This window comes from Marinomonas phycocola (genome assembly GCF_047525455.1).
In the GTDB taxonomy this organism is placed as follows: domain Bacteria; phylum Pseudomonadota; class Gammaproteobacteria; order Pseudomonadales; family Marinomonadaceae; genus Marinomonas.
Genome location: NZ_JBLIXL010000011.1, coordinates 54,105 through 68,613 on the forward strand (window position 1 = coordinate 54,105; position 14,509 = coordinate 68,613).

At 40.3% G+C, this 14,509-nt stretch carries 15 protein-coding genes and 1 pseudogene; 11 read left to right on the top strand and 5 right to left on the bottom strand.

Features of this window, described 5'->3' with window-relative positions; translation table 11 throughout:
• Positions 1-95: 95 nt before the first annotated feature.
• Entirely contained in the window at positions 96-1,070 is a 975-nt protein-coding gene (locus ACMUMJ_RS09955) for a TAXI family TRAP transporter solute-binding subunit (protein WP_414678678.1), read from the bottom strand.
• Positions 1,071-1,462: 392 nt separating this feature from the next.
• On the opposite strand from ACMUMJ_RS09955, the gene ACMUMJ_RS09960 reads away from it, so the two are divergent.
• The 4 genes from ACMUMJ_RS09960 (at position 1,463) to ACMUMJ_RS09975 (ending at position 5,809) form a co-directional block, all read left to right on the top strand.
• Entirely contained in the window at positions 1,463-3,178 is a 1,716-nt protein-coding gene (locus ACMUMJ_RS09960; protein WP_414678679.1) for a transporter substrate-binding domain-containing protein, read from the top strand.
• 71 nt (positions 3,179-3,249) lie between these two features.
• On the top strand, positions 3,250-4,653 hold the full coding sequence (locus ACMUMJ_RS09965) for a sigma-54-dependent transcriptional regulator (RefSeq protein WP_414678680.1): 1,404 nt from the start codon (positions 3,250-3,252) through the stop codon (positions 4,651-4,653).
• Between the two features lie 242 nt (positions 4,654-4,895).
• Positions 4,896-5,345: an antitoxin Xre/MbcA/ParS toxin-binding domain-containing protein gene (locus ACMUMJ_RS09970; RefSeq protein ID WP_414678681.1), complete on the top strand. Its 450-nt coding sequence runs from the start codon at positions 4,896-4,898 to the stop codon at positions 5,343-5,345.
• A complete protein-coding gene (locus ACMUMJ_RS09975) occupies positions 5,345-5,809 on the top strand; it encodes an RES family NAD+ phosphorylase (RefSeq protein WP_414678682.1) in 465 nt (154 codons plus the stop codon). The genes ACMUMJ_RS09970 and ACMUMJ_RS09975 overlap by 1 nt, the downstream gene beginning before the upstream one ends.
• A 218-nt stretch (positions 5,810-6,027) precedes the next feature.
• Here ACMUMJ_RS09975 and ACMUMJ_RS09980 read toward each other — a convergent pair.
• Both ACMUMJ_RS09980 and ACMUMJ_RS09985 read right to left on the bottom strand, forming a co-directional pair.
• Positions 6,028-6,489: pseudogene (locus tag ACMUMJ_RS09980) on the bottom strand (IS5/IS1182 family transposase); the annotation flags it as partial.
• Positions 6,490-6,559: 70 nt separating this feature from the next.
• On the bottom strand, positions 6,560-6,865 hold the full coding sequence (locus tag ACMUMJ_RS09985; RefSeq protein ID WP_414678683.1) for a GNAT family N-acetyltransferase: 306 nt from the start codon (positions 6,863-6,865) through the stop codon (positions 6,560-6,562).
• Positions 6,866-7,415: 550 nt separating this feature from the next.
• On the opposite strand from ACMUMJ_RS09985, the gene dusA reads away from it, so the two are divergent.
• The 3 genes from dusA to ACMUMJ_RS10000 all read left to right on the top strand — a co-directional run bounded on the left by dusA (position 7,416) and on the right by ACMUMJ_RS10000 (position 10,028).
• On the top strand, positions 7,416-8,465 hold the full coding sequence (gene dusA, locus ACMUMJ_RS09990) for a tRNA dihydrouridine(20/20a) synthase DusA (RefSeq protein ID WP_414678684.1): 1,050 nt from the start codon (positions 7,416-7,418) through the stop codon (positions 8,463-8,465).
• Positions 8,465-9,415, top strand: a complete 951-nt coding sequence (gene tal, locus ACMUMJ_RS09995) for a transaldolase (protein ID WP_414678685.1) — start codon at positions 8,465-8,467, stop codon at positions 9,413-9,415. Before dusA ends, tal begins: the two co-directional genes overlap by 1 nt.
• Before the next feature lie 100 nt (positions 9,416-9,515).
• On the top strand, positions 9,516-10,028 hold the full coding sequence (locus ACMUMJ_RS10000; protein ID WP_414678686.1) for a sugar O-acetyltransferase: 513 nt from the start codon (positions 9,516-9,518) through the stop codon (positions 10,026-10,028).
• 164 nt (positions 10,029-10,192) lie between these two features.
• Here ACMUMJ_RS10000 and tusA read toward each other — a convergent pair whose 3' ends face one another.
• Together tusA and ACMUMJ_RS10010 are read right to left on the bottom strand one after the other, a co-directional pair.
• The gene (gene tusA, locus ACMUMJ_RS10005) at positions 10,193-10,426 is read right to left on the bottom strand and encodes a sulfurtransferase TusA (RefSeq protein ID WP_414678687.1); all 234 of its coding nucleotides are present in this window, start codon (positions 10,424-10,426) and stop codon (positions 10,193-10,195) included.
• An 80-nt stretch (positions 10,427-10,506) separates the two neighbouring features.
• Positions 10,507-11,106: an alpha/beta family hydrolase gene (locus ACMUMJ_RS10010; RefSeq protein ID WP_414678688.1), complete on the bottom strand. Its 600-nt coding sequence runs from the start codon at positions 11,104-11,106 to the stop codon at positions 10,507-10,509.
• A 201-nt stretch (positions 11,107-11,307) separates the two neighbouring features.
• On the opposite strand from ACMUMJ_RS10010, the gene ccoN reads away from it, so the two are divergent.
• Genes ccoN through ccoP form a run of 4 tightly spaced genes read left to right on the top strand, consistent with a single transcriptional unit; the run spans position 11,308 to position 14,440 of the window.
• The gene (gene ccoN, locus ACMUMJ_RS10015) at positions 11,308-12,747 is read left to right on the top strand and encodes a cytochrome-c oxidase, cbb3-type subunit I (RefSeq protein ID WP_414678689.1); all 1,440 of its coding nucleotides are present in this window, start codon (positions 11,308-11,310) and stop codon (positions 12,745-12,747) included.
• An 11-nt stretch (positions 12,748-12,758) separates the two neighbouring features.
• On the top strand, positions 12,759-13,361 hold the full coding sequence (ccoO, locus tag ACMUMJ_RS10020) for a cytochrome-c oxidase, cbb3-type subunit II (protein ID WP_414678690.1): 603 nt from the start codon (positions 12,759-12,761) through the stop codon (positions 13,359-13,361).
• A 10-nt stretch (positions 13,362-13,371) separates the two neighbouring features.
• Positions 13,372-13,551, top strand: coding sequence for a cbb3-type cytochrome oxidase subunit 3 (locus ACMUMJ_RS10025; RefSeq protein WP_414678691.1), 180 nt, complete (start codon positions 13,372-13,374; stop codon positions 13,549-13,551).
• Positions 13,544-14,440, top strand: a complete 897-nt coding sequence (gene ccoP / locus ACMUMJ_RS10030; protein ID WP_414678692.1) for a cytochrome-c oxidase, cbb3-type subunit III — start codon at positions 13,544-13,546, stop codon at positions 14,438-14,440. Before ACMUMJ_RS10025 ends, ccoP begins: the two co-directional genes overlap by 8 nt.
• The last annotated feature ends 69 nt before the right edge of the window (positions 14,441-14,509 follow it).

Consider the following 14,509-nt stretch of genomic DNA (forward strand, 5'->3'; position numbering starts at 1 on the left):
TAAAAAGGAAGGGATGTAATTATTAATATCAATCAAAGGAGGCCATCTTATATCAGCCTCCATTGATCATCTAACTAGTACCTATAAGCAAAAACTTATTTGATGTAGCCTTTTTCACGGTAATACTTCTCAGCACCCGGATGCAACGGAGCAACCAAGGAAGACTTCGCCATCTCTACTGGGTCTAAATTTGCAAAGGCTGGATGCAAACGTTTAAAAGAAGAGAAGTTTTCGAATACCGCTTTGGTCAACTGATAAACCGCTTTATCAGACACATCAGTTGATGTGACTAGCGTTGCTTTTGGACCAAATGTTGGAACATCATTTTCATTACCTGAATACATGCCACCAGGAATTACGGCTGGAGAGAACTCACCGCGTGTTTTCATAATGTTTTGCGCTGCAACATCATTCATTGGAAGCATATTAATATCACAAGTTGTTGTCGCTTCTTGTGCTGAACCGTTTGGCAGACCAGACAACCAAATTGTCACATCAAACTTATCATCACATAATGCCTGAGCTTGTTCAGATGATTTCAATTCTGCAGCGATAGCAAATGAGTCTTTCGTCCAACCTTTCTCCTTCATCAGAAGATCCATCATCGAACGGTTACCAGAACCTGGATTACCGATGTTGACTCGCTTACCTTTTAGATCATCAAAGGTTTTAATACCTGAATCTTCACGAGCCATCATATGGATTGGTTCAGGATGTAATGAAAAAACAGAGCGCAATTTAGGGTATGGATTACCATTAAATTGGCCAGTTCCTGCTAATGCAGCGGCTTGAACATCAGATTGGGCAATACCAAACTCTAATTCACCAGCACGAATACTGTTAACGTTGTAACCAGAACCACCAGTAGATTCAACAGAACAACGAATACCGTGTACTTTACGCTCTTTGTTCAGCATACGACAAATTGAACCACCGGCTGGATAGTAAACACCTGTAACACCACCAGTACCAATGGAAACAAACTGCGTATCAGCCGCGCTAGCTACCGCAGATGCACCAACAAATGCAGGAACCAACAAAGAATTTAGAATTGTTTTTTTAATGGTCATATCACCCTCTTTTCTATATTTACTTAATATTCAATTAGAACAACTTCACCATAGCAAATCCTGAGCCAAATAACAGAAAAAAAACAAGTCATTGAAAGTAAAGGAAAAAAATGAAAAACAATAATAATCCAACGTTATCTTCATAATAAAAGTTATAACTGGAACTAATTTTAAACGAAAATAAATGCAGAAAATCAACGAAAAACCTGAAAACCATAAAGAAACATTGGCTCATAACTTATACTATACCCATAAAAGAAAAATATAACTTAAGTTATAGACATCTAGTAAGTTGAATTCTCATATTTGAATCCTAAAAGTTAAATGATAGTGTGTTCCGCTAATTTTCTCTTATTACGCTTTACTTAAACATAAACACTCGGTGTTAATTTATGATTTTTGTTCACTTAAAACTCTCGGTTTTATTTATTTGCCTCTGTTTTGGACTCTTCCTTTTAAGTCTTCCTGTATCAGCTAAACCCATTTTAAATGAGTCATCACAACACACATTACAAGACGGCCCTGTCATTACAATAGCAGCCGACAGTAACTACCCACCCTACGAGTTTTTAAACGACCGAGGTGAGCCAGATGGCTACAGCGTCGAATTAACAAAAGCCATTGCTCAAGTAATGGGGTTTAAAGTTAAAATAGTAATGACAGATTGGGAAAGCGCCTTAAATGGCTTATATAGCGGTGAATTTGATGCATTGCAAAACATTGCTTATTCAGAGAAGCGAGCCAGCAACATTATTTTTTCATCTCCTCATTCTATAGCAAATCAATCTGTTTTTGCCCGCATTGGCGATCCAAAAATACGCTCTATTCAAGATTTAAAAGGTAAAGAAGTACTCGTTCAAAACGCCAGTATCATGCACGAATATTTACTCGAAAATAACATTGATGCCATTATTATTCCGATGAGAACGCATACAGAGGCACTTCGTCAGCTTTCCGCAGGTAATTATAATTTTGCATTGATCGCCAATTTACCCAGTTTGTACTTAAGTAAAGAATTCAACTTAAACAACATTCATCCTGTTTTCAGCCCTGTTGATGGCCAACGATTAAGTTATGGAGCCTTAGTGGGAAACGAAAACCTTATTGCTCGTTTTAGTGAAGGTCTAGCGATTTTGAAAAACACAGGCGTACAGCAAAAAATTTACGATAAATGGTTAGGTACACTGGGGAAAGACACATCTCTTTTAAAAACCATTGGCCCTCTGGCCATTTATATCCTTGGATTTTTAAGCCTTATTATTGTAGGTATTATTGTTTGGAACAGCATGCTAAGAAAGGAAGTAGAAAAACGCTCTTTACAGCTAAAAGCACAACAAGAGCAACTGATTCAAGCAGACAAAATGGCCTCTCTGGGCGTGTTAGTATCTGGCGTTGCTCATGAAATAAACAACCCAACAGGCTTACTTATTGTAAATCTTCCACTGTTAAAATCCGCATGGGAAGATGCACTACCCTATCTAGAACGTCATCAAGAACATCAACAAATTACTCTCGCTGGATTACCTTTCTCCAGAATCAAAGAAGAAATACCTTATGTACTCCATGAAATGAACCACAGCACCGTTAAAATCCGTAACATTGTTAACGACTTGAAAGATTTTGCTCGCATTGAATCCGAAGATCACAAAAGCGAAGTATCTATAAATCATCTTGTAACAACAGCTATTCGACTTGTCGATACATCAATTCGCAACGCAACAACACGTTTTGAATTACACTTAGATGCCTCTAATCCTTATATTTACGCAAATGCTCAGCGTATCGAACAAGTCATTATTAACTTGATTATTAATTCTTGTGATTCTTTAAACGATTCTTCCAAAAGCATTCGATTAACCACATCGTCTGATACAGAACACAATCAGGTAATCATACAACTTGAAGACCAAGGATGTGGTATCGAAGCTGAACATTTATCGAGATTGAGTGAACCATTCTTCACTACTAAACGTGATCAAGGAGGGACAGGATTGGGGCTTTCAGTTTCTACAGGTATTATTGCTTCACACCTTGGCTCAATGAGCTTTGATTCGATAGTTGGTATAGGGACAACGGTTATCGTAAAATTACCGAAAGTCAAAAAATAATTTACATTACGACTATTCATTCCCTATTAAAAAACCGTCTAGAGCAGTACCACCAACATGAGACTCTTATTATGACACTTGCTCCAAATCTTTATCCTCAATTTAAAATACTATTAGTCGATGATGAAATTCCTTTCCTGCGGAGCACATTACTTAGCTTTGAAAGGCATGGCTTTACCAACTTACTAACCTGTTCAAATCCTGAAAATGTCCCATCATTGATGGCAGAAAATGACATAGGATTAATCTTACTTGATCTCACTATGCCTAATGTTTCAGGCAAAGAATTGTTGATTTGGCTGAATGAAGAATACCCAGATGTCTGCGTTATCATTTTTAGCGGTATTAATCAGTTAGACACTGCTGTTGAATGCGTCAAATTAGGTGCGTTTGATTACTTTGTTAAAACATCAGACCCAAGTGAAATTCTAGAGGGTCTAAAAAGAGCCATTCGCACACAAGAACTGTCTATTGAAAACCAAGCCTTGCGTCGAAAAGTACTATCAAATGACCTTGCTACACCGGATGCTTTTGTGGATTTTATTACTGCGGACGCCAATATGTGGTCCATTTTTCAGTACTTGGAATCCATTGCAACTACGCGACACCCAGTATTAATCATAGGAGAAAGTGGTGTAGGCAAAGAATTAGTTGCCCAAGCCGTCCATAATTTAAGCAATAGAAATGGCCCTCTAATCACTGTCAACGTGGCAGGATTAGACGATAACATTTTTGCCGATACTTTATTTGGACACAATAAAGGCGCATTTACTGGTGCTGATAAAGACCGATTAGGCCTTATTGAAAAAGCCAGTGAAGGCACTTTGTTTCTTGATGAAATTGGCGATCTAAGCGCATCGTCTCAAGTGAAATTATTACGTTTATTACAAGAAGGAGAATACTATCCATTAGGAAGCGACAAATCAAAACGCTCTCAAGCTCGTATCATTGTTGCCACCCACCAAAGCCTTGAAAAGCTTCAATTAGAGGGCAAATTTAGAAAAGATTTATACTATCGTTTAAAAATTCACATGGTTACTATTCCGCCATTACGGCACCGTATCTCAGACTTACCAATATTGATCGAACATTTTGTTCAACAGGCGTGTGCAGAAATGGGAAAAGAAGCCATAGAATACGATAAAACATTACACACTCAACTGTCCCATTATCACTTCCCAGGCAACACACGGGAGTTAAAATCACTCTTATTTGACGCAGTTGGCCGATCTAAAACCCGTATTTTAGACAAGACAGCATTCCAACATTTATTTTTAAATGACGGTCTTTTGAATGATCAAGAACCCATGGTTATTTTTCCAAATAACACAAAACTCCCAACACTGTCCTCACTTGCGGAGCAGTTGGTAAACGAAGCAATGAAGCGCTCAAACAACAACCAATCTGCCGCGTCTCAAATGTTAGGAATTTCACAGCCTGCATTAAGCAAACGATTAAAAAACATGAACAAATAGGTCAATAAAACAACTAAATTCATGTCTTGATCACATATTATAATGGTGAAGCTTGCGTAATGTTGAGGCCAGATATATGGGAGCATGACTGCTTGAAAACAAAAAGCGCTTTAACAGTGAGACAGCGGCTTTGTTTAATGTATTTTCATTTACACATAATCTGGCATTGAAGTGAAAGCTTGTCTTTTTTGTTGCACGCGCTACAATTTAAAGATGCAATAGAAACAACATGAGGTATAGTTATGACAATCCGTTCGTTTAAACCATCAAAAGCAAAACAACATAATCGCGGTCTTATGTCTGAACTGGCTCTATCGGCTGATCCAGTAAGCGCTTCAACACAAATTGAAGCAGGATTTGATCCGGACTTTGTCAGTGTCGTCGTGACGAAATCTAAAATGGCGTCTCAATTAGTTGGAAAGGCAATAGGGGTTGATAGAGCCACAATCGCCAGACACGCAAAAGGACAGCGATGGGAGGGTAAAACCGCAGTTAGAGCCTATATGGGAGCGCGTTTACTTGATTCAGCACTTTCACTTTTCGACAACGATAAGGATAAAGCAGCGGCTTGGTTGGAAAAGCCAGCGATGGCGCTAGGAGGTATTAGCCCAGCGAATTATGCTAAAAAACCACTTGGGCAAGAGGCAGTAATTGACTTAATTGGTAAAATCAAAAATGGTGTGATCGTGTAATGATTTTTTACCGATTGTGCGAAATGAAGTTTGCTGATTCTGCATTCAGTGGTTTTGGCGCAGAGCAGTATGGTGGGCGCTGGAACAATAAAGACATAAAATGTGTTTATTTAAGCGAGTCTAAGTCGTTGTGCATACTTGAGACAGTTGTTCACTTAGACACTCAAACTGTTCTAAGCGAATATGCAATGCTTAGCATTGAAGTACCAGATGACGAAATTATGAGACTTGAAGAGAACGATCTACCTGATAACTGGCGATCATATCCAGCGCCAAAAGAATTGGCTGACTTGGGGAGCGATTGGATTGATAGCAAGCAGAGTCTCGTTTTGTTAGTGCCCAGCGCCATTTCTGGCGACTGGTGTGCCCTGCTTAATCCAAACCACCCTAAAAGCAATGAATTTGTAACTCAGGCTCAGAGAATGGCCTTTGGTCTTGACTCTCGGCTTGTCAAAGGGAGGTAGTCTCATTCCTTTAGTTAGCGAGTAACTTGCAAATAAGACCTATCGAACAGCCTTACAAATGAAATCACCAGAATTAGTAGCAATTATTTTATCTCTAATTGAATCAGAAAGTTTATGTAGAGCACTAGTTCAAATGAGGGCTTTTAGTTCATTGAGATTTCTTAATCGCACCTTCTCTAGCCTTTAGCATAGAATAGTCGAACCTGAATAATGGCGTTTCAAACGTGGAGCGCCATGCTTTTTTCATGTTCTTCTTCTGGTAATGCCATTTTTAACCATAATAGACTTAAAAATACGCCAAAATATTGGGCACAATAAAGCCACTTGAGTCGCTTGTATAGGTTTTGACCACAGACACTTAAGATCACGTTGATCGCATCACCCAATACACCTTTCAGGAAACATCTCCTGAGTTTTCCATTCGATTTTAGATGCCCTATGATGGGTTCTACGCTGTTTCGTCTTCCCATCCAGCGCTTCTCTTTTTTTGGAACGCCGCGTTTTTGACCCGCTATTAATATTCTCACGTATTCTATGCCGGATTCTTTATATCCTCTGTCAACAAAACAGGTTTCCGGTTTTCGCCCTGTCAGTGTCTCGATTTGTTGAAGTTGATCCCTCAAAGTATGCCCATTATAAGGAGTTCCACGATAGCTTCTTGCTCCTACAATAAAGGATTCTAGAACTGGAACATAAAGATAAAAAATCAAACAGCTCAATGCATTGAAGCAACTTTTACTCTTTGCCACACTAAAGCGGCTTAACCATGAAGTATTGACAGCCCATTTTTGGATAATTCTCTTGGACCCACTGAACCTCATAACCATGTTTTTTATAAAAAGGCATCGCCTGAAAGTTAAGCGTCTCTAAAAAACACATTTTACAACCTCGAGATTTACCTGCCTTTTCAACAGCTTTTAAAATTCGGCTACCCGCATATTGACCACGCAGCTCTTCAGAAACCCACAATGTATCCAATAATAACCAATCGCCAAAAGATCGTGCTGACGCACCTGCAACCACCCCACCTATATCGTTTTTGATTTGAATAGCCAAAGGAACTCTTTCACTTACCTCCCAGTTCGCCCAATTAAAATCATGTATTTTTTATTTAGGTAATCGATAAGCTCTTGCCTGGGTTCTTCTAACACTTCTATGTTCATTAGCACTTCTCATCCAGTAGTTGTAGACACATTTGTAAAAAATGTGATCCCAGTATGGAGTCCGCTTTAAAGGATCAATACTGACTATAATCTCAGCCAATATTCTCCATTTATCAACAATAAAAGTATATTGCAGATTCATGAATTTACTCATACCAGTAACGATTTATAAGAATCAGTTTATGAAAAGTAACAAAACACTTAACATACCACAATACGGAATATATATTACTTGTAATACCTAATTGCGACATATTGATGTTTCAATTTGTTCCATTTCTATGCAAACTAGCCATACATAGTCCTGTAATTTTATGACATAATAAGACTCTTCCTTCTGATATCTTCGTATAGGCCTATTCATTAGCTTACGAACATTTGCAATATAATGATTGCAAACGCCCTATCAGACGCAAATAACATTGCCTCAAAAGCACCTTAGAATGCAAAAAATAATGCTCGACGACCAGAAAACAACATCGTTAAAATCAATGAATAAGATAGACAGACGCTTCAGTATTGCGCCCATGATGGATTGGACAACAACGGATTATAGAGTGTTTGCGAGAACGTTAAGCTCCAACACATTGCTCTATACTGAAATGGTCACAACTGGCGCTCTCTTACGCGGTGATTCTCCTGCGCGGTTCTTGCAATATGATGAATGCGAACATCCCATTGCGCTGCAACTTGGTGGCGCTGATCCAATGGCTCTAGCAAAATGCGCCAAGCTGGCGGAAGAATACGGTTATGATGAAGTGAATCTTAATGTAGGCTGCCCAAGTGATCGCGTTCAAAACAGCTTAATCGGTGCCTGTTTAATGGCTCATCCCGATAAAGTCAAAGACGCTATGTCAGCCATGCTTGACGCAACCCACATACCCGTCACCATTAAGCATCGTATTGGGCTGAACGATCAGCAAGAGTATTCCATTGTTCGAGACTTTGTAGGTGACATCGCAACAACAGGTGTGTCGACTTTTATTGTTCATGCCCGTAATGCGATTTTAGCGGGCTTAAGCCCAAAACAAAACAGAGAAATACCACCGTTAAAATACCATTACGTTTATCAACTTAAGCAAGATTTCCCTGATTTAGAGATCATTATAAACGGGGGCATAAAAACACTGGAAGAAAGCAAAATCCATTTAAACCATGTGGATGGCGTCATGCTTGGACGTGAAGCCTATAACAATCCTTGGATTCTTCGAGATGTTGACCAAGCTGTTTTTGGTGGTGAGCCTCTTGTTGAGTCGCGCTTTGAAGCATTAGAAAGCTTTTTACCTTATGTGGCAAATCGCTTAGAAAACGGTGAACGTTTGATGCACATCACTCGTCACATTTTAGGTTTATTTCTCGGACAGCCGGGCGGCAAAGTGTTTCGTCGTTATCTGTCAGAAAATGGTCATAAGCCCGATGCTAAAATCGATGTATTAATCGAAGCCATGAATATGGTAAACAAACAACTAAACAAAACAAAGGAAACGCACTAATGAGCAATAAACTGACTCAATTAAAAGCTTTTACAACCATTGTTGCGGACACAGGCGATATAGCGGCTATTAAAGAATACTTACCGCAAGACGCGACAACAAACCCATCATTAATGTTAAAAGCCGCTCAGATTCCTGAATACGCTCCTTTTATTGATCAAGCGATTGCTTACGCCAAATCTCAAAGTGATGACAAAGCACAACAACTGATTGATGCCGGTGACATGCTAGCAGTGATTGTTGGCGCTGAGATATTAAAAACAGTACCTGGCCGTATATCCACTGAAGTGGACGCTCGTCTTTCTTTTAATAAAGAAGCGACACTAGAAAAAGCGCGTAAACTAATTGCCTTGTACGAATCTGTTGGTGTTACCCGTGATCGAGTACTTATTAAAGCCGCATCCACATGGGAAGGCATCAAAGCAGCAGAAGAATTAGAGAAAGAAGGCATTAACTGCAACCTAACTCTATTGTTCTCTTTTGCTCAAGCAAAAGCCTGTGCAGAGGCCGGCGTTTATCTTATTTCTCCTTTTGTTGGCCGCATTCTTGATTGGTACAAAAAATCAACCGGACAAGATTATTCTTCTGAAACAGATCCAGGCGTTGTGTCTGTGACAGAAATTTATAATTACTACAAACAACACGGCTACAACACCGTTGTGATGGGCGCAAGCTTCCGTAACATAGGTGAAATCGAACAATTAGCAGGCTGCGATCGTTTGACTATCGCTCCAGCACTATTAGGTGAGCTTGAAAAAGACACTGGCGCACTAGAACGCAAACTTACTCCAACGGATGTCGTAACACCTGCACCAGAAGCCATTACTGAAACTCAATTCCGTTGGGAAATGAACGAAGATGCCATGGCGACTGAGAAACTATCAGAAGGCATTCGTAACTTTGCGGTTGACCAAAATAAGTTAGAAGAAAAATTAGCTTCTATGCTATAAAAGTAAATAGAAATAATAAAAAAGCGCCTTAGCTGGCGTTTTTTTATTTTTTGGATTCAAGCCATAAGCAAATCATTCTCCAAACAACATAGGCATGATAATGACTGAATATGAGAAAATGTTGTCCGGGGCAAGTTACGTGTCTATTGATAATACCCTTAGATTAATGCGTGAAACGGCAAGACTTGCGTGCGCGAAATACAACACCCACCCAAGTAAGGGCAATTTAAAACACATCACACGACTGTTTAGCGCTCATGGTCAACTGATAATTGAACCCGGCTTTCAATGTGACTATGGAGCACATATTTCTGTTGGTGAGAATTTTTACGCGAATTTCAACTGCGTTATGCTGGACAGCAATCACATTAAGATAGGTGACAATGTCTTATTAGGCCCTGCAGTGCATATCTATACCGTGGATCATCCTAGAGAAACCATTGCACGTACAACGGGCCAATGTTGTAGCAAACCTGTGATTATCGGTAACAATGTGTGGATTGGTGGAGGAGCCAAGGTATTACCTGGTGTGACCATTGGCGATGGCGCTGTTGTTGGTGCAAATGCTGTCGTACGGAAGGACATCCCTGCAGACAGCACTTTTTACGGTTAAGTTAATAAAAAAGGGCCTAGCTGCGATTAAAGACCTCAATCCCATCATTTATTGAACCATTTAACTAACACGGGTAGCATTAAAGATTTATTTTAACGTAAATTTCAGCAATTTGAGTTTAAGTAACTTGCATTCAAGCGATGATAAATAGTTTTAACTCGGTATTATTTCTGCTTCTTTATAATCCAATAGGTATAAAGATCATCGTCTTGTTCAGACTTCTCAAGAGTATGACCAAGAAATTGACAAAATTTTGGAATGTCACGAGTGGTTGATGGGTCAGTTGCCAACACTTTTAGCATCTCCCCTCCCTTTAACTTTCTCATTTCAACGTGCAACATCATGACCGGCTCAGGGCAAAGCAACCCTTTTGCATCTAATACAGCATTAACCTTCATTCTCAACCTTAAAATATTATCTGTGAATCCAAAGCATCTGTTACATTATAGTCACAATTAAATATTAGCTTAACGGATTTCTATGTTTCTGGTGTTTCTTTAATAGAAACCAACCATTTATTCATCCTTACAACAAGATCAGTAATCACTTGATCTTGGTTCATTCCAATGGACTTTAGTACTTTAAAGTCATGATCAGCCCCTTCAAACCAACTGACTGTTACGTGATCTGGTAATGTTTGTTGGGTGACCCATTCTTTATTACCCAATGCATCCCGAGTACCTTGAATAATTAAACACGGAACGGTTAACGCGTCTAAAAAGGCCAGTCGATGTTTCTCTTTTTTACCCTGCGGATAAAATGGGAAGCCAAAACAAACGACACCTTTTACATTATTAAGATCGGAGCATTGTGTTGCCACACGACCGCCTAAAGACTTACCACATACAATGGAAGGAGCCGTCACGTCTATTTCATTTTTATATTCATCAATAAGTAAAGTAAACTTAGCAGGAGGGCGACGACGGCCACTCCGTTCAATTTCTTGCATATAGTCAAAAGTAACAGGCGTATAATTCGTTGATGTGTTGCGACAAATTGTCGCAGCCAATTTCGTTAAAAAAATCGACTCATGCCCCGCTGAGGCACCGTGAGCCATATAAATTGAAAAATTATGCATAAAAACATTGCTCTATGACAAAGAAAATCTATTAAAAACAACTTGCTCCAATAGAAAAAAAACACAAAAAGGCTTAGAATACGGGTGCTAGTTTGAACGTGTCCTGTATTAATTAGTTTTTTCATTAATATGATCTAAATAATTAAGGGCAAAAAATTTAATAACAAGGTCAATCACTCAACGTGGATTGTGGAAGAAACTATGAGCACAGCTTTTGATCACCCAACTTACAACTACAGAGTGGTGCGTGCATTCACCCTCATGACAGTCGTTTGGGGTGTGGTTGGTATGGGGTTAGGCGTAATCATCGCGTCACAACTTGTATGGCCAAGCATATTCGCAGACATTCAGTACTTACATTTCGGTCGTTTACGCCCACTGCATACTAATGCCGTCATCTTCGGATTCGGTGGTAGTGCACTATTTGCAACATCGTATTACATCGTTCAGCGTACAACTCAGGCTAGGCTGTTTTCAGACACCTTAGCAAGCTTTACCTTTTGGGGTTGGCAAACTGTTATTGTTGCCGCCGCCATCACTCTTCCTATGGGGTTTACCCAAGTAAAAGAGTATGCTGAACTCGAATGGCCAATTGACATTCTTATTACTGTTGTCTGGTTAACATACGCTGTCGTTTTCTTTGGGACCGTTTCAAATCGAAAAATGAAGCACATTTATGTTGCAAATTGGTTTTTCGGCGCTTTCATAGTTACTGTTGCTGTTCTACACGTTTTTAACAGTTTGTCTGTTCCTGTATCAGCGATGAAATCCTACTCCGTTTATGCTGGGGCCGTCGATGCTATGGTTCAATGGTGGTATGGGCACAATGCTGTTGGTTTCTTCTTAACCGCAGGTTTCCTAGGGATGATGTACTATTTTGTTCCTAAGCAAACTGGACGCCCTGTTTTCTCTTACAGACTGTCTATCGTTCACTTCTGGGCACTCATTTCTTTATATATTTGGGCTGGCCCTCACCATCTCCACTACACAGCACTACCTGACTGGACACAAAGTGTCGGCATGGTAATGTCTTTGATTCTTCTTGCCCCTTCTTGGGGTGGTATGATCAACGGCGTAATGACACTGTCTGGTGCATGGCACAAGCTACGAACTGACCCTATTTTACGCTTCTTAGTTGTTTCTTTGTCTTTCTATGGCATGTCTACTTTCGAAGGACCTATGATGGCAATTAAAACAGTGAATGCGTTATCTCATTACACTGATTGGACAATTGGTCATGTACACGCAGGTGCATTAGGCTGGGTTGCCATGGTAAGTATTGGCGCTATATACCACATGCTACCAGCAGTTTTAGGTCGCAAGCCGGGTGAAATGCATTCCATTGCTTTGATCAACGTGCATTTCTGGTTAGCAACACTTGGTACCGTTCTATACATTGCCTCTTTGTGGGTAAACGGCATTATGCAAGGCCTAATGTGGCGCGCATTTAACGACGATGGTTCTTTGACATACAGCTTCGTTGAATCCGTTGATGCAAGTAAACCAGGTTGGATGGTTCGTGCTTTAGGTGGTGCTTTGTTCTTAACAGGCATGCTAATTATGTCTTACAACACTTACCGCACTGTTCGCGCAAGTGATAAAGAACATGCTGCGCTACAAGCGAATCCTCAAACAGCTTAAGGGGCAATTAAATGCGTCATGAAATAATCGAAAAAAATATGGGACTAATGATCGTATTGATCTTAGTAGCCATTAGTTTTGGAGCCATGGTGGAAATTATTCCATTATTTTTCCAACAGAAAACAACAACCCCCGTTGCGAACTTAAAGCCTCTGACGGCACTGGAACTTGAAGGTCGTGACATATACATTCGTGAAGGTTGTGTAGGTTGCCACTCTCAAATGATTCGCCCTTTCCGCTCTGAAACAGAACGTTATGGGCCATACAGTGTTGCTGGTGAAAGCGTATACGAACACCCATTTCTATGGGGCTCAAAACGCACAGGCCCTGACTTGGCTCGTGTTGGACAACGCTACAGTGATGAATGGCATCGTGCACATTTATACAACCCTCGCGACGTTGTTCCAGAATCAAACATGCCTTCTTTTCCATGGCTTTTTGAAGCTAAGATTGATGGTAATGACACAGCAAACAAAATGATTGCACTACGCAGAGTTGGCGTTCCTTTTACAGATGAAGCCATTACTACTGCGAAAGACGATGTTCGTGGTAAGCGTGAAATCGACGCATTGGTTGCTTACCTTCAACAACTTGGCACTGTCATTAAACGATAGGGACAAAAGCATGGATATTACAACACTTCGCAGCATTGCAACCGTGCTCGCTTTTCTTGCACTGATTGGTGTAACAGTTTGGACACTTGGTAGAAACAAAAAAGGGCTTGAAGAAGCGGCTAATTTACCTTTTGCTGACGAGGATGATATGCCAAGCAAGCAACCTGTGGAGAAGAGCAATCATGAATGAATTAAGTACTTTTTGGAGCGCATGGGTAACCATACTTACTTTAGGCTCAATCTTTGGTAGTTACTGGCTTTTGGCTAGTGTTAGAAAGGGCCAAAAGAACAATACTGACACAAATGCAACAACGGGCCACGTGTATGATGGCATCGAAGAATACGATAATCCATTACCAAAATGGTGGTATTGGAAATACGTAATCTTAGTTATTTTCGCTTTGGGCTATCTTGCTCTTTACCCTGGTCTAGGTAACTTTAAAGGCCTTTTAGGCTGGACTCAGGTAAAAGAATACGAACGTGAAATGGAAAAAGCCGAGGCCGAATTTGGCCCTATGTTTGCTCAATTTGCAAACACGCCAATCGAAGAGCTGGCTCAAGACGATCAAGCAATGCGCATTGGTCAACGTCTTTTTTCCAACAACTGTGCAGTATGCCACGGCTCTGCGGCAACAGGCAGCTACGGCTTCCCTAACCTGACAGACAATGACTGGCTATATGGCGGTACAGCAGAAGCAATCAAAACAACGGTTATGAATGGCCGTGTTGCTGCGATGCCTGCGTGGGGTGTCACCCTTGGCGAAAAAGGCGTTTATCAAGTATCTCAATATGTTCTTAGCTTAAGCGATCTAGCAAAAGACACTGAAGCCGTTGAATCAGGCAAAATCCTATTCAACACAAACTGTGTTGCATGCCATGGTCAAGAAGGAAAAGGTAGCCACTTATTTGGCGCGCCTAATTTGACAGACAACATTTGGCTATATGGCGGCACTCAAGAACAAATCATGCAAACGGTTCGCAATGGTCGTAACGGCAAAATGCCAGCATGGAATGAAATCCTTGGCGAAGACAAAGTACATATTGTTTCATCTTATGTATACAGCCTGTCAAACCAATAAGCACTAAACTACATGGGTGTGACATCATGTCACACCCATGTTCCTTCTCTTTCTAGTATTATTCTTCAT